This is a genomic window from Pseudomonas imperatae (assembly GCF_057128625.1).
This window is the reverse complement of sequence record NZ_JBSKHP010000019.1, coordinates 1-23,088: the sequence shown is the minus strand read 5'-3', so window position 1 is coordinate 23,088 and position 23,088 is coordinate 1. Positions and strand designations below refer to the sequence as shown.

Genomic DNA, 23,088 nt, shown 5'->3' with positions numbered 1-23,088 from the left:
GTATGGGTCATGACTTTTTCGGTCATATTCGCAGCCTGGCCCGCTGCTTACTCTGTCTCCAAGGAAAAATCACTTGGAGAACAATCATGAACAAGCTGCTGACCCTCGCTGCCCTGGCCCTGGGCTTCGCCGCCACGGCTGCCCACGCCGACCCCGCGCAAACCTACCGCTACGGCCAACAGCTGGACATCGCCAAGGTCATCGACGCCGGTGACATTCCCGACGTGTGCGCCGTGGTGCCGGTGACCATGACCTACGAAGACAGCCAGGGCCAACGCCACTCGCTGGTGTACCGCGTGATGGGCAAAGGCTGCTCCAACTAAGCCAGCGCTTCCGTTATTCTTGGCGCATTCCCCTTGCGCCGAGCCCTGCATGAATTTACGCCACCTGCTGTATTTCAAGACCATCGTCGAGCGTAAATCCATTGCCGCCGCCTCCGAGGCGCTGCACATCGCCCAACCGCCGCTCAGCCAACACCTCAAGGCCCTGGAGGCCGACTACGGTTTGCAATTGTTCGAGCGCCAGGGGCGCGGGTTGCTGGTGACCGAAGCGGGGCAGCACCTGTACCGGCGCGCCTGCGAGCTGCTGAACCTGGCGGATGAAATCGACGGCGAAATGCGCGGCCTGGCCCAGGGCGTCAGCGGCAAGGTCAGCATCGGCACGGTGACCTCGGGCGCTGCCTTCCTGGCACGGGTGGTGGGCCAGTTGCGGGTGCAACTGCCGGGCGTGCTGTTCTCGATTTACCACGCCGAGCCTGCGGTGCTCGAAGACATGCTGCAGACCCGCCAGCTGGACTTCGCCCTCAGCCAATGGCCAGTGACCAACCCGTTGCTGCACACCGAAGCCTTGCAGGCCCTGACCCTGGCCGCCGTGGAAGCCACGCCGGGGCTGTTGCCGGACGCTGACGCCTGCACCCTTGCAGACCTGGCCAAGGTGCCGCTGATCGTGGTGCGTCGGCGCCAGGGCCACGGTTTCTACGAGCGCGTGCAGCAGGCGTTCAGCGAGGCGCAGCTGCGCCCCGAGGTGGCCTTCGAATGCTCCGACATTTCCGCCGCTTTGGCGCTGGCCAAGGCCGGGGCAGGGGTGGCGCTGCTGCCGGTGTGGCCGGGCGACCAGGCGCTGGAAGGGCTGCGCCAGCGGCGGGTCAGTGGTCTTGCCAGCGACGAGCGCCTGGTGCTGGCCTGGCTGGCCGAGCGCGACCGCCTGCCGGTGGTGGCGCAGGCGGTCAAGGCCTTCCAGCAGCTGCCTCAATAGCCGGTGCTGGCCGACAGGCTTTCCCACTCATCGATCTCCGCCTGCAGCGCCTTGAGCTTGGCGCGCACCAGTTGCAGGGCGTCTGCACCCAGCAGCAGGTGGCGCGGCGGCTTGTCGGCGTTCACCAAGGCCAACAGCGCCTGCGCGGCCTTGTCCGGGTCGCCCGGCTGGTGGCCGCTGCGCGCTTCGCGGGTCTGGCGAATAGGGTCAAACAGGGCGTCATAGTCGGCAATGCTGCGGTGCGTGCGCACCATGGAACGGCCCGCCCAGTCGGTGCGGAACGAGCCCGGCGCCACCGCCGTCACCTTCACCCCCAGCGGCTCAACCTCCTGCGCCAGCGATTCGGAGATGCCCTCCAGGGCGAACTTGCTGCCGTGGTAATAGGAGATGCCGGGCAGGGTCATCATGCCGCCCATGGACGTGATGTTGATGATGTGCCCGCTGCGCCGCTCGCGCATGCCCGGCAGCACTGCCTTGATCATCGCCACCGCACCGTAGACGTTGACGTCGAACTGGCGTTGCAGCTCGCTCAGCGGCGATTCCTCCAGCGTGCCCTCGTGGCCGTAGCCGGCGTTGTTGACCAGCACGTCGATGGCGCCGTGGCGGGCCAGCAGGCCGCTGACGGTGGGCTCGATGGCGGCGAAATCGCTCACGTCCAGCACTACGCCGTGGGCGTTGTGCGCATGCAGGCGCTCGAAATCGGCCACCGCGTCGGCGCGGCGCAAGGTGCCGATCACGGTGTGCCCGGCGGCCAGCGCGGCCTGGGCGAAGGCACGGCCGAAGCCGGAACTGACACCGGTGATCAGAAAGGTTTTATGGCTCATGGCAAGGCTCCTTCAGGGGGTTGCAACAGCCTAGCCCGACGCGGGCGGCCTGCGTAGCGCCAAAACTCCTGCGCTTTTGCCTGATCCTGCGGTGTAGCCGCTGCCGCAGGCTGCGCTGGACCTGCGCCGCACTGAATATCCGGCCAGCGCAGCCTGGCGGCAGCGGCTACAGTTAGCTAAGTGCTTGCAAGCGTGATGGCTTCTTGCTATCTGTCGGTGAGGGATCCCCATCGAGGTACGTGTGAACCGGTTTGAAAGCTTGACCCAACTGGTCGACAACAATGACAACGTCTACACCCGGCAACGGCTGCGCGGGTTTCCCTGGTTGCGCTTCGAGCCCGCGCTGGAGCAGGAATACCGCGAGCTCAACTACCAGGGCTTCCAGCGTACCCGCAACGGCTCGGCGCTGTTGCTGATGGTAGCGTTGCTGGGCTTCCTGGCCCTGGACGTATGGTACGGCTACACCGCGCATTTCCCACCCGCGTCGTTCTTCGCCATTGGCGCGCGGCTGGCCACGGTGCTGTTCACCTGCCTGGGCTACCGCAAGGTGCGCCAGCAGTCCCAGGTGGCGGCGGGGCAGCGCTGGGTGGTGGCGGTGCTGGGCGTGACCTGTGTCAGCTCCATCACCATGATGCTGCTGTATGCCCGCTACCACAGTGAGTTCCAGCTGCCGTTGCTGCTGGACGCGGTGATTCTGCTGTTCATCACCGTGCTGTTCCCGGTGGGGCTCAGCGTGCACGTGGCCATGGCCATGGCGCTGCTGATTGCCCTGGCCAGCTGGAGCCTCACGCCCTGGGTGGCGGGTGACCTGCTGGACCAGCAGTTCGCCGCGTTCATGCCGTTCCAGGTGTCGTCGCTGGTGGCGCTGTTGGCGTTGCGCTACTACCACGAGCGTTCGTTCCGCACGCTGTTCCTGCTGCGCGGCTCGCTGCACGCCATGGCCAGCACCGACGCCCTGACCGGCCTCTACAACCGCCGCGCCTTCGAGATGCTCGGCCGCCGCGCCCTGGCCCAGGCCACCCGCGAGGCGCAGCTGTGCGCGCTGATGCTGGTGGATGTCGACCATTTCAAGCGCTACAACGACCTGCACGGCCACCCGGCCGGCGACCGCGCGCTACAGGCCATCGCCAGCCGCCTGGGGCGTTTCCCGCGCCGGCCGCTGGACCTGGCCGCGCGCCTGGGTGGCGAGGAATTCGTGCTGCTGTTCGCCGGCGTCGACCGCGACTTCGCCGCGCGCATCGGCGACGAGGTCCGCGCCGCCGTCCAGGCCCTGGGCATCGCCATCGACAGCGACGGCGCGCCGCTGACCGTCAGCGTCGGCGTGGCCCTGGGCATCCCCGGCTGCGACCCGGACGAGCTGTACCAGCGCGCGGACCAGGCGATGTACAAGGCCAAGAGGGAAGGGCGGAACAGGGTGTGCGTGGGGGTATGACCTACCCCGGCCACTCAAATCCATCAAGCCAACGCACAAAGGCCGGCAACACCAATCCATCAGGAAAACGCACAAAGGCTGGCAACGCCTCTCCATCAGGCCATGGCACGGTGCAACAAATGTAGCACCGGCCGTTAGGCCGGGTCGCGCCGTGCGGACGGCGCTCGATCTCAAGAGCGCCACACCTCTCCCGACATGTACCTGCGCGCCGTGACGCAATCTTCCGACGAACCCACCGAATCCAACCCGCAACCCGCAACCCGCAACCCCTAACCCGCGTAGCCGCTGCCGCCAGGCTGCGCTGGCCCAAACGTGCGCTGAAGATCTTCAGCGTGGCTTGCAGGTGCATGCCTGAAGCCTTGCAGCGCTTCCAAAATCGAGCGCCGCCCGCGCGGCGCGACCCGGCCTAACGGCCGGTGCTACATTTGTTGCACCGTGCCATGGCCTGATAGATAGGCGTTGCCAGCCTTTGTGCGTTTGCCTGATGGGTTGGGGTTGCCAGCCTTTGTGCCATGGCCTGATGGATAGGCGTTGCCAGCCTTTGTGCGTTCGCCTGGTGGATAGGCGTCGCATCCCCCCCCACCATTCGCCGGCCCACGCTTGCAGGCATCCCGCGCATAGAGTACAAATGTACTCCATGACTACTCTATCTCCCAAACGCAGCGCCATCCTCACCTTTATCCGCGATCGCATTGCCGATCACGGCCAGCCGCCGAGCCTGGCGGAAATCAGCGAGGCCTTCGGGTTTGCCTCGCGCAGCGTGGCGCGCAAGCATATCGTGGCCCTGACCGAGGCCGGTTTCATCGAAGTCACGCCCAACCAGGCGCGCGGCATTCGCCTGGCGCGCAGCCAGCGCCGGCCCGAGCTGCTGGAAATACCGGTGCTGGGCCGGGTGGCGGCGGGGCGGCCCATCGACCCCGACGTGGGCGTGCACGACCACATGGTGTTCGACGCGCGCATGTTCGCCCGCACGCCCGACTTCCTGCTGCAGGTGGCCGGTGACTCGATGATCGGCGACGGCATCCTCGACGGCGACCTGGTGGGCGTCAAGCGCCAGCACGACGCGCGCAACGGCCAGATCGTGGTGGCGCGCCTGGACGGCGAGGTCACCATCAAGCGCCTGGAGCTCAAGAGCACCGGCGTGCGCCTGATGCCGCGCAACCCCGACTATGAACCCATCGTGGTGGACGCCGAGCAGGAACTGGTGATCGAAGGCATCTTCTGCGGCCTGGTACGCCGCTGATGGGCGCGGTGGTCAGCCTCGAAGGCCTGCTCGACGAGCGACGGGTGTGGAAGGGCCGTGCCCAGGCCCAACCCGTGGCCGCCCAGCCCACCGGCCATGGCTGGCTCGACCGTGCCTTGCCCACTGGCGGCTGGCCGCCGTCGGCGCTCAGCGAAATCCTCATTCCCTGTGCCGGCAGTGGCGAGCTGCGCCTGCTGTGGCCCACCCTGGCACGCCTGACCCAGGCCGGCGAGCGCGTGGTGCTGGTGGCGCCGCCGTTCATTCCGTACCCGGCGGCCTGGGAGGCGGCAGGCGTCGATTTGCGCCAGCTGGCGCTGGTCGACGCCCAGGGCACCGAAGCCCTGTGGGCCGCCGAACAGTGCCTGCGCTCGGGCAGTTGCGCGGCGGTGCTGTGCTGGCCGCAGAGCGCTGACGACCGCGCCCTGCGGCGCCTGCAGGTGGCCGCCGAAACCGGCCAGACCCTGGCGTTCGCCTGCCGCCCGCAGCAGGCTGCGCACAACCCGTCGCCGGCGGCCCTGCGCCTGGCCATCGACCTGCGCCCGGCCCAGGTGCGCGTGCTCAAGTGCCGCGGCGGGCTGGCCCCGGCCGCGCCGCTGGCCTTCAGCGAGAGCGCCTGAGGTTGTCATGCTCTGGGCCTGTATCCTATTCCCGCAACTGGCGCTGGACAGCGCCCGCCGTCGTCGCGAAGACCCCGACGCGCCCCTGGCGCTGATCAGCGGCCCCACCCAGCGCCGCGTGCTGCAGGCGGTCAACCCGGCTGCAAAGGCCCTGGGCCTGCGCCCCGGCCAGACCCTGACCGCCGCCCATGCCCTGACGCACGACTTCGCCACCCAGGAGCACGACCCGGCCGACATCGAGCAATGCCAGCAATTCCTCGCCGCCTGGGCCTACCGCTTCAGCTCCCAGGTCAGCCTGCATTACCCCCGCGCGCTGCTGCTGGAGGTGCAATCAAGCCTGGGCCTGTTCGGCCCCTGGCCGCAGTTCGAGGCGCGGTTGCGCGCCGAGCTGCAAGGCCTGGGCTTCAGCCACCGCATCACCCTGGCGCCCAACCCGGCGGCCGCGCGCATGCTCGCCAACGCCCACGACGGCCTGGCGGTGCTGGCGCCTGCGCAGCTGCCGGCGGCCCTGGCGCCGCTGTCCATCGAGCGGGTGGGCCTGCCACGGGAAACCGCCACCGCGTTCGCGCGCATGGGCCTGCGCCAGCTGGGCCAGGTGCAGGCGCTGCCGCGCGACACCGTGGCCCGGCGCTTCGCCGCCAGCGACCTGCAGCACCTGGACACGCTCGCCGGCCTGCGCCCGTTGGCCCTGTCGTTCTACCTGCCGCCGGACTTCTTCGAGCAGCGCATCGAGCTGAACTTCGACGTCGAGTCGCACCAGGCCCTGCTGTTCCCCCTGCGCCGGCTGATCAACGACCTGGCCGCCTACCTGGGCGGGCGCGACAGCGGCGTGCAGCGCTTCACCCTGCACCTGGAACATGCCGAAGGCGAGGACACCCTGGTGCCGGTGGGCCTGCTGGGCGCCGAGCGCGACGCCGGCATGCTCTTCGAGCTGGCCCGCGGGCGCCTGGAGCCGGTGCAGGTCAAGCGCCCGGTGCGCAACGTGCGCCTGGTGGCGCGCGATCTGCCGCGCTTCGTGCCCACCCACCAGACGTTGTTCGATCAGCGCCCGCAGCAGTCCCAGCCCTGGGAACAGCTGCGCGAACGCCTGCGTGCGCGCCTGGGCGACGACGCCATCAGCGGCATCGCCGCCCGCGCCGACCACCGCCCCGAGCGCGCCTGGCTGGCGGCCAGCGTGCCCAAGGCGCTGCTGGCACCCGGCCTGGCGCCGCGCCCCGGCTGGCTGCTGGCCGAGCCCCAGGCCTGGACCGACTGCGACCTGCGCGTGCTGGCCGGGCCCGAACGCATCGAGTCGGGCTGGTGGGACGGCGGCGACATCCGCCGCGACTACTACCTGGTGGAAACCACCAGCGGCCAGCGCGCCTGGGCCTACGAAACGGTGGGCGAGCAGGGGCGGCTGTGGCTGCAGGGCTGGTTCGCATGAACGGCTACGCCGAGCTGCACTGCCTGTCCAACTTCAGCTTCCAGCGCGGCGCCTCCAGCGCCCAGGAATTGTTCGAACGCGCCAGGCGCCATGGCTACCAGGCCCTGGCGATCACCGACGAATGCACCCTGGCCGGCATCGTCCGCGCCTGGCAGGCCGCCAAGGCCTGCGAGTTGCCGCTGATCGTCGGTAGCGAGATGCGCATCCACGAAGGCCCCAAGGTGGTGCTGCTGGTGGAGAGCGTGGCCGGCTACCAGAGCCTCTGCCAGCTGATTACCCTGGCCCGGCGCCGGGCCGCCAAGGGCGACTACCAGGTGCTGCGCGAGGATTTCGCCCAGGTGCCGTTGCATGGCCTGGTGGCCCTGTGGGTGCCCGACAATACCCACGACCTGGCCCCTGGCCACTGGCTGCGCGGGGTGTTCGGCAGCCAGCAGCTGTGGCTGGCGGTGCAACTGCACCGGGGCGCCGACGACCACGCGCGGCTGGCGCAGCTGCAGGCCCTGGCCGCGCAACTGGGCCTGCGCGCCGTGGCCAGCGGCGACGTGCACATGCACGCCCGTGGGCGCCGGGCGCTGCAGGACACCATGACCGCCATCCGCCACCACACCACCGTGGCCGACGCCGGCCACCACCTGTTCGCCAACGGCGAGCGGCACCTGCGGCCCTTGCCGATGCTGGCCGAGCTCTACCCCCAGGCGTTGCTGGACGAAACGGTCTATATTGCCCGGCGCTGCACCTTCAGCCTCGACCAGCTGCAATACCAGTACCCCCGCGAGCTGGTGCCCGAGGGCCACACGGCCAGCCAGTGGCTGCGCACGCTCACCGAGCAGGGCATGCACTGGCGCTGGCCCCAGGGCGCCACGCCCGCGGCGCGGGCGCAGATCGACAAGGAACTGGCGCTGATCAGCGAGCTGGGCTACGAAAGCTATTTCCTCACCGTGCACGACATCGTTCGCTTCGCCCGTGACCAGGGCATTTTGTGCCAAGGCCGCGGCTCGGCGGCCAACTCCGCCGTGTGCTTCGCCCTGGGCATCACCGAGCTGGACCCGGGGCGCATGAACATGCTGTTCGAGCGCTTCATCTCCAAGGAACGCAACGAGCCGCCGGACATCGACGTCGACTTCGAGCACGACCGCCGCGAAGAGGTGCTGCAATACGTGTTCAACCGCTACGGCCGCCGCCGCGCCGCGCTCACCGCCGTGGCCAGCAGCTACCGTGGCGCCGGCGCCATACGCGACGTGGCCAAGGCCCTGGGCCTGCCGCCGGACCAGGTCAACAGCCTGGCCGACTGCGTGGGCCGCTACAGCGACCGCGTGCCGCCGGTGGGGCGCCTGGGCGAGGCCGGCTTCGACGTCGACAGCCCGGTGCTGCGCCGGGTGCTGACGCTCACTGCCGAACTGATGGGCTTCCCCCGGCACCTGTCCCAGCACCCCGGCGGTTTCGTCATTAGCGAGCACCCGCTGGACACCCTGGTGCCGGTGGAAAACGCGGCCATGGCCGAGCGCACCATCATCCAGTGGGACAAGGACGACCTCGACGCGGTGGGGCTGCTGAAAGTCGACGTGCTGGCCCTGGGCATGCTCAGCGCCTTGCGCCGCAGCTTCGACCTGCTGCGCCGCTACCGGGGTCGCGACCTGAGCCTGGCGAGCATTCCGGCGGAGTGCGCGCGCACCTATGAAATGATCAGCCGCGCCGACACCGTGGGCGTGTTCCAGATCGAATCGCGCGCGCAAATGGCCATGCTGCCGCGCCTGCGGCCGACGAAATTCTACGACCTGGTCATCCAGGTGGCCATCGTACGCCCGGGGCCCATCCAGGGCGACATGGTTCACCCCTACCTGCGCCGGCGCAACAAGGAGGAGCCGGTGGTGTACCCGTCCGAGGCGCTGAAGAAGGTGTTCGAGCGTACCCTGGGCGTGCCGCTGTTCCAGGAACAGGTGATGGAGCTGGCCATTGTCGCCGCCGACTACAGCCCCGGCGAGGCCGACCAACTGCGCCGCTCCATGGCCGCCTGGAAGCGCCACGGCGGCCTGGAGCCGCACCAGCTGCGCCTCACCGAAGGCATGCTGCGCAACGGCTACAGCCTGGAGTTCGCGCAGAAGATTTTCGAGCAGATCAAGGGCTTTGGCAGCTACGGCTTTCCCGAGTCCCACGCGGCCAGCTTCGCGCTGCTGACCTACGCCAGCTGCTGGCTCAAGTGCCACGAGCCGGCGGCCTTCACCTGCGCGCTGATCAACAGCTGGCCCATGGGCTTCTACAGCCCCGACCAGTTGCTGCAGGACGCCCGTCGTCACCAACTGCAGACCCGCGCGGTGGACGTGCGCCACAGCGACTGGGACTGCACCCTGGAGCCGTGCGGGGCAGGGCAGCCGGCCATTCGCCTGGGCCTGCGGATGATTCGCGGCTTTCGCCAGGAAGACGCCCTGCGCATCGAACAGGTGCGGGCGCTGCAACCCTTCGCCGACGTCAGCGACCTGTGCCTGCGCGCCGGCCTCGACCACCGTGCCCGCGCGCTGCTGGCCGACGCCGACGCCTTGCAGGGCCTGGCGGGCGACCGCTTCCGTGCGCGCTGGGAGGTGGCCAGCGTCGAGGCGCAGCTGCCGCTGTTCGCCGACCTGCCCAGCCGCCGCGACACGCCGGTGGCATTGCCGGTGCCCAGCGTCGGCGAAAACCTGGTGGCCGACTACGCCACCGTCGGCACCACCCTGGGCCCACACCCCCTGACCCTGCTGCGCCCCGGCTTGCAGCGCCTGCGCTGCCGCAGCTCGCGGGAGCTGGCTGGCATCGACCATGGCCGGCACATCAGCGTCGCCGGCCTGGTCACCGGCCGCCAGCGCCCGCAGACCGCCAGCGGGGTGATCTTCGTCACCCTGGAAGACGAGTTCGGCATGATCAACGTGGTGGTCTGGAATGACCTGGCCGAGCGCCAGCGCAAGCCGCTGGTGAGCGCGCGGCTGCTGCAGGTGCATGGGCGGCTGGAATCCGAAAGCGGCGTGCGTCACCTGATCGCCGGCAAACTCACCGACCTGACCCCGATGCTGGCAGGGCTGGACATTCGCAGCCGCGATTTCCGCTGAGCCGGGTGCGCCTTACAGCGGCGCGGGCTGGGCAGCGCCGGCCGGCGTGCGGCGGGCCGCCAGGCTCAGGCCATAGAACACCGCGCCGCCAAGCGCGCAGCCGGTGAACCAGGCGAAGTTGGCCATGGGCTGCAGCCACGGCACGAAGGTAATGCACAGGCCCGCGCCCGCCGCCAGCACCAGGGCTTTCACCGCCACCCAGTTGACGCCGTTGCTGTACCAGTAGCGGCCGCTGGGGCCGTCGTTGAACAGCGCGTCGACGTCGATCTGCTGGCGCTTGATCAGGTAATAGTCCACCAGCAGGATGCCGAACAACGGCCCGATGCAGGCGGCCAGCACGTCCAGGGTGTAGTGGATGACCTGGGGGTTGTTGAACAGGTTCCAGGGGGTGATGAACACCGACAGCACCGCGGCGATCATGCCGCCCATGCGCCAGCTGATGCGGCTGGGCGAGACGTTGGCGAAGTCGAAGGCCGGCGAGACGAAGTTGGCGACGATGTTGATGCCCACGGTGGCAGTGACAAAGGTGAAGGCGCCCAGCAGCACGGCGGTGGTGTTGTCGATGCGCGCCACAGTGGCGATGGGGTCGTGGATCATTTCGCCGAAGATGGGCAGGGTGCCCGAGACAATCACCACGGTCACCAGGGAGAACGCCAGGAAGTTGATCGGCAGGCCCCAGAAGTTGCCGCGCCGCACCTCGGCCATGCTGCGGCAGTAGCGGCTGAAGTCGCCGAAATTCAATGTTGGGCCAGAGAAATACGAGACCACCAGGGCGGTGGCCATGATCACCTGGCCCACCGCTTCCCAGCCGGCCAGGTGTTTCTCGGCGAGGGTGAAACTGATGTTGCTCCAGCCGGCGCGCCAGACGATCCAGCCGGCCAGAGTGAACATCACCGCGTAGACGGCGGGGCCGGCCCAGTCGATGAAGCGGCGGATGGACTCCATGCCGGTCCAGAACACCAGCGCCTGCACCACCCACAACGCCAGGAAACCGAACCAGCCCAGGTACGACAGGCCGGCGAAGGTCACTTGCTGGTAAGGCGCAAGCTGCGGGAAAAAGCGCAGCACCACGATGACCAGCGCGCTGGACGCCAGGTACGTCTGCACCCCGTACCAGGCCACGGCGATCAACCCGCGAATCACCGCGGGAATGTTGGCGCCGAACACGCCGAAGGCCAGGCGGCAGATCACCGGGTAGGGCACGGCGGCCTGCTGGCTGGGCCGGGCCACCAGGTTGGCGATCACCTGGACGATGCAGATGCCTGCCAGCAGCGCGATCAGCACCTGCCAGCTGGCCAGTCCCAGGGCGAACAGGCTGGCGGCGAACACATAGCCGCCGACGCTGTGCACGTCGCTCATCCAGAACGCGAAAATGTTGTACCAGCTCCAGGTTTGCGCCGTAGGGCCCAGGTCGTGGTTGTAAAGCCTGGGACTGTAGTGGGTAGGGTGGTTGTCCGAGATGCCTTGTCTCCCTCGATCTGGTTTTTTGTATACGAGGTAATAGGCAGAATGTGTGCCAAAGCGGTTTTGGCGCTAGATTGCGGGCTGCAGGTTGTGAGCGTAGGTAAAATGCCACGCTTGAGTGCATACCCGCCCAAACACAGTGCACCGCGATGGATCGCGTGCGCACCACCCGTAGCAGCTGCCGCAGGCGGCGTCCGGACCCGGCGCGGTATGGCTGGGATCCGCGTTGCGTTTGGACGCGGCCGTCGGCCGCTGCTACGGGGGTAAGGCGATGGCAACTGCGCAATATCGTTCAAGACAGGCCCGCTGCGCTCTGGCACAGTCGCTGTCCGTTTCCGCAAGCCTTCAATAAGAACATGCCCAATACCCTTTTGCCGCGCCAGGCGTTCCTGCGCGGCGCCGCTGCCATCATGCCGCTGTCCCTGGCCACCGCGCCCTGGGGACTGCTGGCCGGTTCCATGGCCATCGAGGCCAACCTCACTCCCTGGCAAGGCCAGGGCCTGTCGACCATCGTCTTCGCCGGCGCCGCGCAACTGGTGGCCATCGGCATGCTCAAGGGCGGCGCCGGGGTGGTGTCGATCCTGCTGACCACCTTGCTGCTGACCTCCCAGCACCTGCTGTACGGCATGAGCATGCGCCCGATGATTGCCGGCCTGCCCGGGCGCTGGCGCGTGGGCCTGGGCTTCCTGCTCACCGACGAACTGTTCGCCCTGACCAGCCGCTACGACCAGCAGACCTTCAGCCGCTGGTACGCCCTGGGCGTGGGCCTGACCTTCTACGTGGCGTGGAACCTGTTTACCCTGGCCGGCATCCTGCTGGGCAGCAGCATTCCGGGCATCGAGCACCTGGGCCTGGACTTCTCCATCGCCGCCACCTTCATCGCCCTGATCACCCCGGTGGTGCGCAACGTGCCGACGCTGGTGTGCGTAGCGGTGTCGCTGTGCTGCTCGGTGCTGTTCAGCTACTGGCACTGGGGCTCGGCGCTGGTGCTGTCGGGGCTGGCAGGCATGAGCGCCGGCTTTGTCTGCAACAAACTGTGGGGGAGCCGTTCATGATCTGGGTCGTCATTATCGGCATGGGCGTGCTGGTGTTTCTCAACCGCTACGTGTTCCTGGAGCCGCGCCTGCCGGTGCGCCTGAGCAGCAACGCCCGGCAGTTCCTCGGTTTTGCGGTGCCGGGCATGCTCACGGCCATCTGCGGGCCGATCGTGTTCATGCCCGACAAACAGCTGAACCTGCACTGGGACAACCCCTACCTGATCAGCTCGGTGGTGGCGGTGGGGCTGGTGCTGTTTACCCGCAACACCTTGCTGAGCATGATCCTCAGCATGGCGTTCTTCTTTGCATTGCGTTGGTGGCTTTAAGCGCTTGACCGCGATCGATGTTCGCAGCAACTGGCTTGAAATGGCGTCGCCTGCATCGCGACTAAAGTCGGCTCCTACACCGTTCGGGGTAGGAGCCGGCCTTGGCCGCGATGCAGGCGACGCGATCTTCGCGTAGCAGCAACTGCCTGGCGGGAGCTGCCGCCAGGCTGCGTCAGCGACTGGCCTGCAAAGATTACAAGGGTTACACCAGCAGCGCGGTGCCATACAGGCCGATGGCGAACACCACATGCCCTACCACGTTCAACAGCCGCGCCAGCGCCGGCTTCGGCGCGCCGGAGCAGGCGATGCCCACGCCCATGCCCGGTTGCAGGATGAACCAGCCGGCGCCCACGGTGACCAGGCCGACGATCAGCGCCGGGGCGAAGCGTGGTTGCGCCGCCCAGTCCAGGCCCCAGATCAGCAGCAGCGCGGCGGCGAAGACCATGCCGGTGACGTAGTGCATGGCCCAGCCGATGGCTAGCTCATTGGGCACGGGCGCGGACTTGCCGATGCCCTGGCGGTGCACGAAGTGGCCGCGCGGCAGGCCGGCGAACCAGCGGCCCACGAAATGCCAGGCCGGGATCGGCAGGCCCAGGGTTCTGTTCAGCAGCAGGTTCCACAGGTCCAGCAGGGCAGTGGCGCCGGCGCCGATGACCACCGACAGCGCGAGAAAAGCGAGCATCTGGGGGTATCCTTTCCAAGAGTCGAAGGCTTGCGACAATAGCAGTTTTGCGCCGTTTCAGGTGGCTGCGGCCTTGGGTTTGCGCGCACGCGGCGCCGCGCCCTGGGCGGCTGGCTTGCGCGGTGCGCCCTTGCGTTTTTTCTTCCATGGCGCGCCGCGCCCCGGTGGGCTGGCGGGGCCGCTGATGGTCAGGCTCAACCCGGCGCAGCGCTCTACCTGGCGGCTCATCCAGGCCGACTGCTTGGCCACGAACTCCTCCAGGCTCATCTCGCCGCTTTGCACCATGTCCAGCGCCTGCTCCCAGATGGCCGTGGTGCCGGGATCGGCGATGGCCCGCGGCACCGCGTCGATCAGGCTGAAAGCGGCGGGCGTGGCGTTCAGCGCCTTGCCGTTCTTGTTCAGGTAACCACGGTCGATCAGGCCCTGGATGATGCCGGCACGGGTGGCCTCGGTGCCGATGCCGGTGGTGTCCTTGAGCTTCTGCTTCAGGCGCGGGTCTTCCACCAGCTTGGCGACGTTCTTCATGGCCTTGATCAGGTCGCCTTCGGTGAACGGCTTGGGCGGCTGGGTCCACAGGTCCTTGAGGTTGACGTCGCCCACCTCGTAGTCGGCACCTTCGCGCAGCGCCGGCAAGGCCTGGGGGGCTGGCGCCTCGCGGCCTTTGGCGGGCGTGAGGGCCTCGGGCAGGGCGCGGCGCCAGCCCGGCTCGACGATGCGCTTGCCCACCGCGCGCAGGCGCTGGCCGGCGCAGTCGAAGTCGGCCTGGGTGCGGTCGAACTCGTGGTTGGGCAGGAACTGCGCCAGGTAGCGCGCGCGAATCAGCGTGTACACCGCGCGCTGCTTGCCGGCCAGGCGGCCCAGGTCGGTGCCGGCGGCCGTGGGGATGATGCCGTGGTGGGCGCTGACCTTGGCGTCGTTCCAGGCCCGCGAGCGGCGGCTGGGGTCGATGTGCGGTATCAGCTCGGCCAGGGCCGGGTCGGCGCGGCCCAGGGCGGCGATGATGCCCGGCGCCTCGCCGTGCTGGCTGTTGGGCAGGTACCCGCAGTCGCTGCGCGGGTAGGTGATGACCTTGTACTGCTCATACAGCGCCTGGGCGATGTCCAGGGTTTCCTGGGCGCCCAGGCCGAGTTTTTTCGAACACACCTCCTGCAGCGTGCCGAGGTCGAAGGGCAGGGGCGCCACCTCGCGCATGCGCTCGGTGCGCAGCTTGACCAGCCGCGCCGGGGCACCGCTGCGCAGCGCCGCGGCCGCCGCCTGGGCCAGGGGTTGCTGCAGGCAGCGGCCCTGGTCGTCGCAGGCGTCTTCAGGCGGGCACCACTGGGCGGTGAAGGGCAGGCCGCGCGGGTCGAGCTGCACATCGATGGCCCAGAACGGCGCCGGCACGAACGCGGCGATGCTGCGGTCGCGGTCCACCACCAGGCGTAACGTAGGCGTTTGCACCCGGCCCACGGGCAGCACGCCCTGGTAGCCGGACTGCCGGCCGAGCAAGGTGAACAGCCGGCTCATGTTCATGCCGATCAGCCAGTCGGCACGCGAACGGCCCAGGGCCGAATGGTACAGGCTGAAGGTTTCTGCGCCCGGCTTCAGCGCCGCCAGGGCCTTGCGAATGGACGCGTCGTCCAGCGCCGACAGCCACAGGCGCTGCACCGGGCCGCGGTAGCGGCAGTGCTCCAGCAGTTCACGGGCAATCATCTCGCCCTCGCGGTCGGCGTCGGTGGCAATGACCAGCTCGCGCGCCTCGCCCAGCAGGCGCTTGACCGCCTTGAACTGGCTGGCGGTCTTGGGCTTGACCAGCATCTTCCACTTTTCCGGCACGATGGGCAGGTCGGCCAGCACCCAGCGCTTGTAGCGCTCGTCGTAGGCGTCGGGCGGCGCGGTTTCAAGCAGGTGGCCGATGCACCAGGTCACCGTCACGTCCGTGCCCACCCAGCAGCCATCCCCGCGCCGGTTGGCGCCGAGCACCTTGGCGATATCCTTGGCCTGGGAGGGTTTTTCGCAGAGGTAGAGGCGCATGGCCGTGGGTGTTCTTCAGCAGGGAATGAAGCCCATAGCATGGGCAAAACTGCGTCCGCAGGCAAGAAAAACATGGATGGATGTACAGCTATTTGTTGCCGCGCCACCGGTAGGCCGACGCCAATCCGCCAGAAAAACAAACAAAGGCTGGCAACGCCTCTCTATCAGGCCATGGCACGTTGCAACAAATGTAGCACCGGCCCATAGGCCGGGTCGCGCCGCGCGGGCGGCGCTCGATTTCGGACGCGCCGAAAAACGCCCGACCTGCACCTGCAAGCCACCCTCACAATCCCCGGCCGTGCACCTCGCATCCACACCGAGGATCTCCAGCGCACACCCGGGCCAGCGCAGCCTTGCGGCAGCGGCTACGGGGATTGAGGGGTGAATTCGATGGGTTCGGCGCGGGATAGCGTCGGGGCGTGGGGGCGCATGGCTGGAGAGGTTTGGCGTTCTTGAGATCGAGCGCCGCCCGCGCGGCGCGACCCGGCCTATGGGCCGGTGCTACATTTGTTGCACCGTGCCATGGCCTGAAAGAGCGGCGTTGCCAGCCTTGGTGGTTCGCCCATGAATAGGCGTTACCCCTTCACCCACAACCCCTCGCACAACAACCCCGCGCAATACCGCGCATTCGCCCGGCGCGTTTCGGCATCCACCGTCTCCCGCGCCATCTGGTCGACCATGCCGACAAAACATTTGCCGATCATGTCCGCCGGAATATCGGTGCGGAACAGGCCTATCTGCTGCTCCTTGGCAATGTTGCTGCCGATCCAGCTGGCCATGCCGGCCTTGGTCTGGGTGCAGCCGGGCGGCTGGAAGAAGCCGATCTGGGTCAGGTCGGGGTCCTGGGCCAGGAAGTCGAAGAAGCGCAGGAAGCTGGTGGCGACGCTGTCCAGCAGCTCGGCGGGGTGCAGGGCGGTCTTGATCAGCATCGTACTGATCAGCGCCTCCAGACGGCGGCGGAACTCGCCCACCAGTTCTTCGTAGGCGGCTTCCTTGCTGTTGAAGTAGCTATAGAAGGTAGGCTGGGTCAGGCCGCTGGCCTTGACGATGTCGCTGACCTTGGTTTCGTGGAAGCCACGCCGGGCGAATTCGGCGGCGGCGGCGCTGCGCAGGCGGGCGTGGGTCTGTTCGCCCTTGGTGAGGGTAGGGGTGGACATGGCGGTTCCGGCAGGGAAATTTTACTTGTGAGTAATGTTACTCAAGAGTAGCCTTTTTGATCAAATGCTACTGGCGAGTATGTTTTCGCCCCTGTGACCTGGAGGTCCACTCATGAAGTTGATTCTGTTCGCCCTGGCCCTGGCGGCCTTCGCCATCGGCACCACGGAGTTTGCGCCCATGGGCCTGCTGCCGGTGATCGCCGATGGCGTGCACGTGTCTATCCCGACCGCCGGGCTGCTGATCAGCGCCTACGCCATTGGCGTGATGGTGGGGGCGCCGCTGATGACCCTGCTGTTGGCACCGTACCGGCGCAAGGCCGCGCTGTTGCTGCTGATGGCGATTTTCACCGTCGGCAACCTGCTGTCGGCGCTGGCGCCGGGCTACGACACCCTGGTGCTGTCGCGGGTGGTCACCAGCCTTGCCCACGGCGCGTTCTTCGGTATTGGTTCGGTGGTGGCGGCCAGCCTGGTGCCGGCCGAGAAGCGCGCCAGTGCCGTGGCTACCATGTTCCTGGGCCTGACCATCGCCAACATCGGCGGGGTGCCGGCGGCCACCTGGCTGGGGCAGAACATTGGCTGGCGCATGGCGTTCGCCTCCACCGCAGGGCTGGGCGCCTTGTCCATGCTGGGCCTGGCGCTGTGGCTGCCACGCGGTGAGAGCGGTCAGAAGCCCGACGTGCGCCGCGAGCTGCAGGTGCTGGTGCGTGGCGACGTGCTGCGGGCCTTGCTGACCACGGTGCTGGGCGCCGGCGCCATGTTCACCCTGTACACCTACATCGCCGCGGTGATGCAGGACCTGATCCACGCCACGCCGACCTTCGTGACCTTGTTGCTGGTCATGATTGGGATCGGTTTCACCGCTGGCAATTATATCGCCGGCAAGCTCGCCCACCGTTCGCTGGAAGGCACGCTGATCGGCGTTCTGCTGGTGATGGCGGCGCTGATGCTGGGCATGCCCGCGCTGCTGCAAGGGCAGGTAAGTGCGGTGCTGGTGATGGTGGTGTGGGGCGCGTCGGCCTTCGGGCTGGTGCCGCTGGTGCAGGCGCGGGTGATGCAGTCCGCCCACGATGCGCCAGGGCTGGCGTCGTCGGTCAACATTGGCGCCTTCAACCTCGGCAATGGCCTGGGGGCTGCCTTGGGTGGCGGCGTGTTGGCCCTGGGCCTGGGCTACCAATGGGTAGCCCCGGCGGGTGGCGTGCTGGCGTTGGCGGGGCTGGTGCTGGTGGGCTACGGCCACTTCCGCGCGCCGGCCCGGGTGCCTCAGCAGGCCTGAGTCAAAGGTTCCAGCGCTTGGACGTCTTGTGCAGGCGCAGGCGCATGGCTTCCAGGTTGCTGGCCAGTTGCAGGGTCAGCAGGCGGAAGCCCTGGGCGTCCTGGCTGGCCGGCACCACGGCGTGCTCGATCTCGGCGCCGCGCTCGGCCTGGCGCGCCAGGCGGTCGGTGGCGCCGGTCTCCAGGGCGCGGGCCATGGCAATCAGCTGGCGGTTGATCTGCCGGTGCTCGGGGTGCAGCCAGGCGTGCCAGTCGCCGTGGTCCTTGGGGCGCAGGTTGGACAGCAGCTCCAGGGTGCTCAGGCACAGGCGGAATTGGCCCTGGATCACCTCAAGCTCGGTGAGCGGAATGCGCACCTCCTTGGACACCGACGGCATCAACGAGCGCAGTTGCACCATGATGCCGTTGAGTTGTGCGGCCAGCTTCAGGTGCTCGTCGTCGGTCACCGAGTGGCCGTTGAGAATACGCCCGTAGGCCTTGGCGCAGCCGCGCAAGCCCTTGGCCAAACTGAAGCGCCACGAGTACACCGCGTACAGCGGGATGGCGAAGGAAAACGCCAGCGCCAGGGCGATGCCGATCAAAATGTCCACCAGCCGCCACAGGCCATCGCTGATGGGGTTGTCGCCGTGCCCGGCGACGATGAACACGGTGATCGCCGACAGCAGCGCGATATAGCCGCCCTTGCCGATGGCGTGGTAGGCAAAGAACCCGCACACCGTGGACATGGCCACGTACGTCAGCCACTGCTCGTGCAGGTAGCTTTGCTGCAACACCAGCGCCAGGCCAATGGCCGCGCCGATCAGCGTGCCGTAGGCGCGTTCCAGCGACTTGCGGCCGATGTTGCCCTGGTGCTGCAGGCCGCCGATCACGATCAGCAGCGTCACCGACGCCCATTCGCCATGGGGTAGGCTCAGCCCTGTGGTCAGCAAGATGGACGCCAGCAAGCCCACCGCCACGCGGCCGGCGTGGATATAGCGGGCGTACAGGTAGCGGCGGTGCGGGTCGAGCAGGGGGCGCAGGAACGGTAAGCGGCTGGGGCGCAGTGCCTTCATGGGGGTCCGTGTAGGGCGGTGGGTCGGGGCGCCCATTATGCACGCTCGCAGCCCAATTGGGTCCCCCACAAAACCCGTAGCAGCGGCCACAGGCCGCGTTTGGAGCCTCGCGTTCCACCTGTCACACCGCTGACGCAGCCTTCGGCAGCTGCTACCTCCTGTGGGAGCTGGCTTGCCAGCGAGCTGTTGGGGCCATAAAAGCTCGCTGGCAAGCCAGCTCCCACAAGACAGTTGTTGCTACGCCGGGCTCGACACAACCCTTAACACTCCTTTGATTGCCACTTCCCAGGTACGCCCTTACCCTGCGCATCGTCTCCGAAGCCTCGGGGATCAGGTTTAGCGACCTGTTCTAAGAAACCCGCAGCACCATACCGCTTGTTTCAGGGCTTTATGCCTGAGATAAGTGTTATGGCAGCTGCGTGTGGGAGGCCTTCGGGCCTGCCGGGCTTAGCCGGTTCGCTAACCTGCACGCAGCTGCCACCCCAATCCCCAACCACCGTGGCAGCCCTTCACCCGCAAGGAGCTTCCGCCATGGCCACCTTCGTCGCTACCACCTTTTTCCGCCACCAACTGCCCTTGCGCGCGCTGATGATCGAGGACCAGGCCTGGCTGTGCATCCACGACCTGGGCCGGCTGATGGGCGTGCACTTCGTGGAGCGGCGCATCCGCAGCCTGGACGCCGACCAGCACCGCGAGGCGTGGGTGCAGCTGGACGGCGAGTGGGGCCGGCACCTGCTGGTAAGCGAGACCGGCGCGGTGACCTTGATCATGCACAGCCAGATGCCGGAGAACCGCGCGTTGCGCCAGTGGCTGACGCTGGAAGTGGTGCCGACGCTGCGGCGCATGGGCCCTGGCGAGGTGCCGGCGGTAACGGCCATGTGCGCCCACGGCGGGCAGGTGAAGGTGCTGTATTGGCAGGATGACCCGTGGATTCGCCTGCGCGATATGCCCGAGGTGCTGCCCATCAACCGCCCGCAGAAAACCCCGTGGTGGCGGGTGTGGACCTAACCCCATTCTCCCGGCCATGCGCCATTTTCGTAGCCGCTGCCGAAGGCTGCGCTGGCCCTGGGCCACGCTGAAGATCTTCAGTGTACTCAGGGGCCTGCGCAGCCTGGCGGCAGCGGCTACGGGGCGTGTGGAGTCAATGGGGTATCGATGTTGGCAATACCTGGCCTGCGCCTATCTCGATTGGTTCGCTACCCCGTCCCCTCGTTAAGGTATCCACTGGCCTAAAACCCAGGATGCCCCATGCGTTACCAACGTCTCGACCTCAACCTGCTGGTAGCCCTCGAAGCCCTGCTCAGCGAATGCAACGTCACCCGCGCCGCCGAGCGCCTGAACCTGGGGCAGTCGGCCACCAGTTCGGCGCTGGGGCGGTTGCGTGAACACTTCAACGACCCGCTGCTGGTGGCCGTGGGCCGGCGGCTGGAGCCCACGGCGCGGGCGCAGGCCTTGTTGCCCAAGGTGCGCGAGGCGCTGGCGCTGACGCGCGAGGTGATCGAAGCGCCGGCCGCGTTCGACCCCGGCAGCTGCCAGCGGCGCTTTACCGTGGTTGCCTCGGATTACGTGGCGGCGGTGCTGATGCCGGCGGTCAGCCGGGTGCTGGCGCAGGTGGCGCCGCAGGTGCGCCTGGCCCTGCGCGACCTGCCGCTGCCGCGCGGCGGCGACGTGGTCAGCGAGGCGCTGGACTACCGCCGCAGCGATTGCGTGATCGTGCCCCAGCGCCGGCTCAACAGTGACTACCCCCATGCGCCGTTGCTGGTGGACCAGTGGTGCTGCATTGTCTGCGCCCAGTCGGTGCACGCCCGGGGCTTGAGCCTTGCCGCCTACCGCCAGGCGGAGCACGTGGTGCGCGAGTTCGCCGACGGCCGCACCCTGGGCATGGACGCGGCGTTCCTGGCCGAGCAGGGTATCGAGCGCAAGGTGGGCGTCACCGTGGAAAGCTTTGCATTGGTACCCGCGTTCGTGGCCGGCAGCCAGCGGGTGGCCACGCTGTTCCGGCGCCAGGCCGAGCCGTTTGCCGCTGCCCACGGGGTGAAGGTGGTGCCGGCGCCGCTGGCGTTTCCCCAGGCGTTGCAGGTGCTGCAGTGGCACCCTTATCAGCAGGACGACCCGGCGCTGGCCTGGTTCCGCGGCCTGCTGGTGGCGCAGGCCGCGGCGCTGGGTCAGGCCTGAGCATCGCCGGTGTCGGCCGCAAGGCCCGCACTGTCGATGGCGGCCAGGGCGCAGCGCTCATCGTTGTCGGAGGTGTCGCCGCTGATGCCGATGGCGCCCAGCAGCACGCCCTGGGCGTTGCGGATCAGCACGCCGCCGGGCACTGGAATCACCTGGCCGTCGGTGAGGCTGTTGATGGCGTCGAAGAACGCCGGCATGGCCTGGGCGCGGCGCGCCAGTTCGCGCCCGCCCAGGCCCATGCCCAGGCAGCCGCGGGCCTTGCCGGTGGCGATTTGCGGGCGCAGGAAGCTCGCCTGTTCGTGGCGCAGCACGGCCAGCGGGTGGCCGGCGGCGTCCAGCACGGCGGCGGCGAGTGGACGCAAGCCCAGCTCGCGGCCGCTGGCAATGGCCTGGCTGGCAATGAGGGTGGCGGTGTGCAGGTCGAGGTGGTTCATACGGTCCATTTCCCCAGTTGGGCGACGCGGTCACGGGTGTACAGGTCGGTCCACTTCAGCGAGTTGAAGTCCGAGACCTGCTTGGGGTTGTAGGGGCTGCGCGCCAGGTTCACCGGCTGGCCACCCTTGTACACCGCCTTGAAGCGGCTGCGGTCCTGCAGCAGGCGGATGTCGCCCAGCGGCGAGCCATCCAGCACCAGGAAGTCGGCCTGCTTGCCCACCTCAAGCGTGCCCAGGGTGTTGCCCTTGGGCATGCAGCGCGCGCCCACGTTGGTGGCGGCGAACAGCGCCTCGGCGGGGGTGAAGCCCAGGCGGGTCACCAGCAGTTCCAGCTCGCGCGCGTGCCACTCGCCATAAGGCGTGACGGCAAAGCCCGAATCGCTGCCGCAGGCGAACGGAATGCCCGCCGCCTTGGCGCGCTTGAGCACCGCCGAGCCCACCTCCAGGGTGCGCGCGCAGTAGCCGGCGTAACCGGTGGTGATGGCCGGGTCGTGGGGCTGGCAGAAGTCCACGGTGTTCTGCGGGAAGGTCATGGTCGGCGCCAGGATGCTGCCCGATTGCAGCAGCGCCTCGATGCAGTCGTCGTCCATGTAGAAGGCGTGGAACACCAGGTCCACCCCGGCTTTGGCGGCGTACAGCACGGCTTCGCGGCCGTAGGCGTGGGTGGCCACCTTGCAGCCCAGGCGGTGGGCTTCGTCGACCATTTCCCGGGTTTCATCGGCGGTGAAGGCGGCGATGATCGAGCCGTCGGGGCGGCGGTGGGTGCCGTCCATGGCGATCTTGATCAGGTCGACGCCGTCCTTGGCCTGGGTGCGGATCTCGGCGATGGCTTCGCTGCGGCTGGTGACCAGGCGCGCGGTGAAGAACTCCGGGGCGCCGACGCGGCTGGGGAACCAGTCGTTGAGGCTCTGGCGGTTGGTGATCACCCGGCTGCTGGCGGCCACGCGCGGGCCTTCGAACAGCCCGGCGTTGATGGCGTTGCGCACCGAGATGCTCAACTGGCCGCTGTCACCGGGGCAGACCATGCTGGTGACGCCGGCGGCCAGCACGTGCTGGGCGAAGAACATGCCGCGCAGGGCGCGGAATTCGTCGCTGGTCCACAGGTCGATGTCTTCCTCGCTTTGCGCGTTGCCGAACGCAAGGTGAGTGTGCACGTCCACCAGGCCCGGCATGACGAAGTGCGTGCCGGCGTCCACCAGGGTATCGCCCGGTTGCGGCGCGGGGGCCTGGCTGGTGGGGCCGACGTAGGTCAGCACGCCGTCTTTGGCGATCAGCGTCTGCTGCGTACGTGGGGCCAGGCTGGTGCTGTCGAACAGGGTCTTGCAGTGCAGGTGAAGGGCGCTCATCGGGGCGGCTCGCTGTTGTTATGAGTATGGGGCGAGGCTAGCGAGCCTGGGGGGCGCGGGGAAACAGATTGGGTTGATGGCCAGGTATTGAGCGGTTCAATACCTGGGTTGGCGTGGGTTGCTGGACGCGGCCTGGCGGCAGCGGCTACAGAGCCCACCAAAGCAGTCGCCGCGAAGACAGTTGCTGCTACATCCTGTGGGAGCTGGCTTGCCAGCGAGCTGTTGGGGCCATAAAAGCTCGCTGGCAAGCCAGCTCCCAC

The 23,088-nt window shown here is 68.1% G+C and carries 20 protein-coding genes; 12 read left to right on the top strand and 8 right to left on the bottom strand.

What is annotated here, in order from left to right; all coding sequences use genetic code 11:
• Positions 1-86 precede the first annotated feature (86 nt).
• Positions 87-323, top strand: coding sequence for a DUF2790 domain-containing protein (locus ACWKWX_RS22225; RefSeq protein ID WP_483828939.1), 237 nt, complete (start codon positions 87-89; stop codon positions 321-323).
• A gap of 49 nt (positions 324-372) precedes the next feature.
• The gene (locus ACWKWX_RS22220; protein ID WP_416424519.1) at positions 373-1,254 is read left to right on the top strand and encodes a LysR family transcriptional regulator; all 882 of its coding nucleotides are present in this window, start codon (positions 373-375) and stop codon (positions 1,252-1,254) included.
• Here the strand turns inward: ACWKWX_RS22220 and ACWKWX_RS22215 are convergent.
• Positions 1,248-2,078, bottom strand: a complete 831-nt coding sequence (locus ACWKWX_RS22215; protein WP_483828938.1) for an oxidoreductase — start codon at positions 2,076-2,078, stop codon at positions 1,248-1,250. The genes ACWKWX_RS22220 and ACWKWX_RS22215 overlap by 7 nt on opposite strands.
• Before the next feature lie 241 nt (positions 2,079-2,319).
• Here ACWKWX_RS22215 and ACWKWX_RS22210 point away from each other — a divergent pair, with 241 nt between their 5' ends.
• The 5 genes from ACWKWX_RS22210 to ACWKWX_RS22190 all read left to right on the top strand — a co-directional run bounded on the left by ACWKWX_RS22210 (position 2,320) and on the right by ACWKWX_RS22190 (position 9,870).
• On the top strand, positions 2,320-3,510 hold the full coding sequence (locus ACWKWX_RS22210) for a GGDEF domain-containing protein (RefSeq protein ID WP_483828937.1): 1,191 nt from the start codon (positions 2,320-2,322) through the stop codon (positions 3,508-3,510).
• A 628-nt stretch (positions 3,511-4,138) separates the two neighbouring features.
• Positions 4,139-4,753 (top strand): transcriptional repressor LexA, encoded by a 615-nt coding sequence (gene lexA / locus ACWKWX_RS22205; RefSeq protein ID WP_483828936.1) that lies wholly within the window; start codon positions 4,139-4,141, stop codon positions 4,751-4,753.
• Positions 4,753-5,370 carry a translesion DNA synthesis-associated protein ImuA gene (imuA, locus tag ACWKWX_RS22200; RefSeq protein WP_473002353.1) on the top strand — a complete coding sequence of 206 codons (618 nt, stop codon included), beginning with the start codon at positions 4,753-4,755 and terminating at the stop codon, positions 5,368-5,370. The genes lexA and imuA overlap by 1 nt, the downstream gene beginning before the upstream one ends.
• A 7-nt stretch (positions 5,371-5,377) precedes the next feature.
• On the top strand, positions 5,378-6,793 hold the full coding sequence (locus ACWKWX_RS22195) for a Y-family DNA polymerase (RefSeq protein ID WP_473002352.1): 1,416 nt from the start codon (positions 5,378-5,380) through the stop codon (positions 6,791-6,793).
• Positions 6,769-9,870, top strand: coding sequence for an error-prone DNA polymerase (locus ACWKWX_RS22190; protein ID WP_483828935.1), 3,102 nt, complete (start codon positions 6,769-6,771; stop codon positions 9,868-9,870). Before ACWKWX_RS22195 ends, ACWKWX_RS22190 begins: the two co-directional genes overlap by 25 nt.
• Positions 9,871-9,882: 12 nt before the next feature.
• Here the strand turns inward: ACWKWX_RS22190 and ACWKWX_RS22185 are convergent, their stop codons facing one another.
• Positions 9,883-11,331, bottom strand: coding sequence for an NCS1 family nucleobase:cation symporter-1 (locus ACWKWX_RS22185; RefSeq protein ID WP_483828993.1), 1,449 nt, complete (start codon positions 11,329-11,331; stop codon positions 9,883-9,885).
• 359 nt (positions 11,332-11,690) lie between these two features.
• Here ACWKWX_RS22185 and ACWKWX_RS22180 point away from each other — a divergent pair, with 359 nt between their 5' ends.
• On the top strand, positions 11,691-12,389 hold the full coding sequence (locus ACWKWX_RS22180; protein ID WP_416424511.1) for an AzlC family ABC transporter permease: 699 nt from the start codon (positions 11,691-11,693) through the stop codon (positions 12,387-12,389).
• Entirely contained in the window at positions 12,386-12,697 is a 312-nt protein-coding gene (locus ACWKWX_RS22175) for an AzlD domain-containing protein (protein ID WP_416424510.1), read from the top strand. Before ACWKWX_RS22180 ends, ACWKWX_RS22175 begins: the two co-directional genes overlap by 4 nt.
• A gap of 202 nt (positions 12,698-12,899) precedes the next feature.
• On the opposite strand, the gene ACWKWX_RS22170 is transcribed toward ACWKWX_RS22175, so the two are convergent.
• The 3 genes from ACWKWX_RS22170 to ACWKWX_RS22160 all read right to left on the bottom strand — a co-directional run bounded on the left by ACWKWX_RS22170 (position 12,900) and on the right by ACWKWX_RS22160 (position 16,549).
• Positions 12,900-13,379, bottom strand: a complete 480-nt coding sequence (locus ACWKWX_RS22170) for a DUF2938 family protein (RefSeq protein WP_416424509.1) — start codon at positions 13,377-13,379, stop codon at positions 12,900-12,902.
• Positions 13,380-13,436: 57 nt separating this feature from the next.
• Positions 13,437-15,392, bottom strand: a complete 1,956-nt coding sequence (locus ACWKWX_RS22165) for a DNA topoisomerase III (RefSeq protein ID WP_416424508.1) — start codon at positions 15,390-15,392, stop codon at positions 13,437-13,439.
• Between the two features lie 575 nt (positions 15,393-15,967).
• Positions 15,968-16,549 (bottom strand): TetR/AcrR family transcriptional regulator, encoded by a 582-nt coding sequence (locus ACWKWX_RS22160; protein WP_483828934.1) that lies wholly within the window; start codon positions 16,547-16,549, stop codon positions 15,968-15,970.
• A 112-nt stretch (positions 16,550-16,661) separates the two neighbouring features.
• Here ACWKWX_RS22160 and ACWKWX_RS22155 point away from each other — a divergent pair, with 112 nt between their 5' ends.
• Entirely contained in the window at positions 16,662-17,822 is a 1,161-nt protein-coding gene (locus ACWKWX_RS22155) for an MFS transporter (protein ID WP_483828933.1), read from the top strand.
• 1 nt (position 17,823) lies between these two features.
• Here ACWKWX_RS22155 and ACWKWX_RS22150 read toward each other — a convergent pair whose 3' ends face one another.
• A complete protein-coding gene (locus ACWKWX_RS22150) occupies positions 17,824-18,873 on the bottom strand; it encodes an FUSC family protein (protein ID WP_416424505.1) in 1,050 nt (349 codons plus the stop codon).
• A 531-nt stretch (positions 18,874-19,404) separates the two neighbouring features.
• Between ACWKWX_RS22150 and ACWKWX_RS22145 the strand changes: the two genes are divergently transcribed.
• Positions 19,405-19,881, top strand: coding sequence for a BRO-N domain-containing protein (locus tag ACWKWX_RS22145; protein WP_483828932.1), 477 nt, complete (start codon positions 19,405-19,407; stop codon positions 19,879-19,881).
• 240 nt (positions 19,882-20,121) lie between these two features.
• Entirely contained in the window at positions 20,122-21,048 is a 927-nt protein-coding gene (locus ACWKWX_RS22140; protein WP_483828931.1) for a LysR family transcriptional regulator, read from the top strand.
• Here ACWKWX_RS22140 and ACWKWX_RS22135 read toward each other — a convergent pair.
• Both ACWKWX_RS22135 and ACWKWX_RS22130 read right to left on the bottom strand, forming a co-directional pair.
• Positions 21,039-21,482, bottom strand: coding sequence for a GlcG/HbpS family heme-binding protein (locus ACWKWX_RS22135; protein WP_473002342.1), 444 nt, complete (start codon positions 21,480-21,482; stop codon positions 21,039-21,041). The genes ACWKWX_RS22140 and ACWKWX_RS22135 overlap by 10 nt on opposite strands.
• Positions 21,479-22,828: a metal-dependent hydrolase family protein gene (locus tag ACWKWX_RS22130; protein ID WP_483828930.1), complete on the bottom strand. Its 1,350-nt coding sequence runs from the start codon at positions 22,826-22,828 to the stop codon at positions 21,479-21,481. The genes ACWKWX_RS22135 and ACWKWX_RS22130 overlap by 4 nt, the downstream gene beginning before the upstream one ends.
• Positions 22,829-23,088 lie beyond the last annotated feature (260 nt).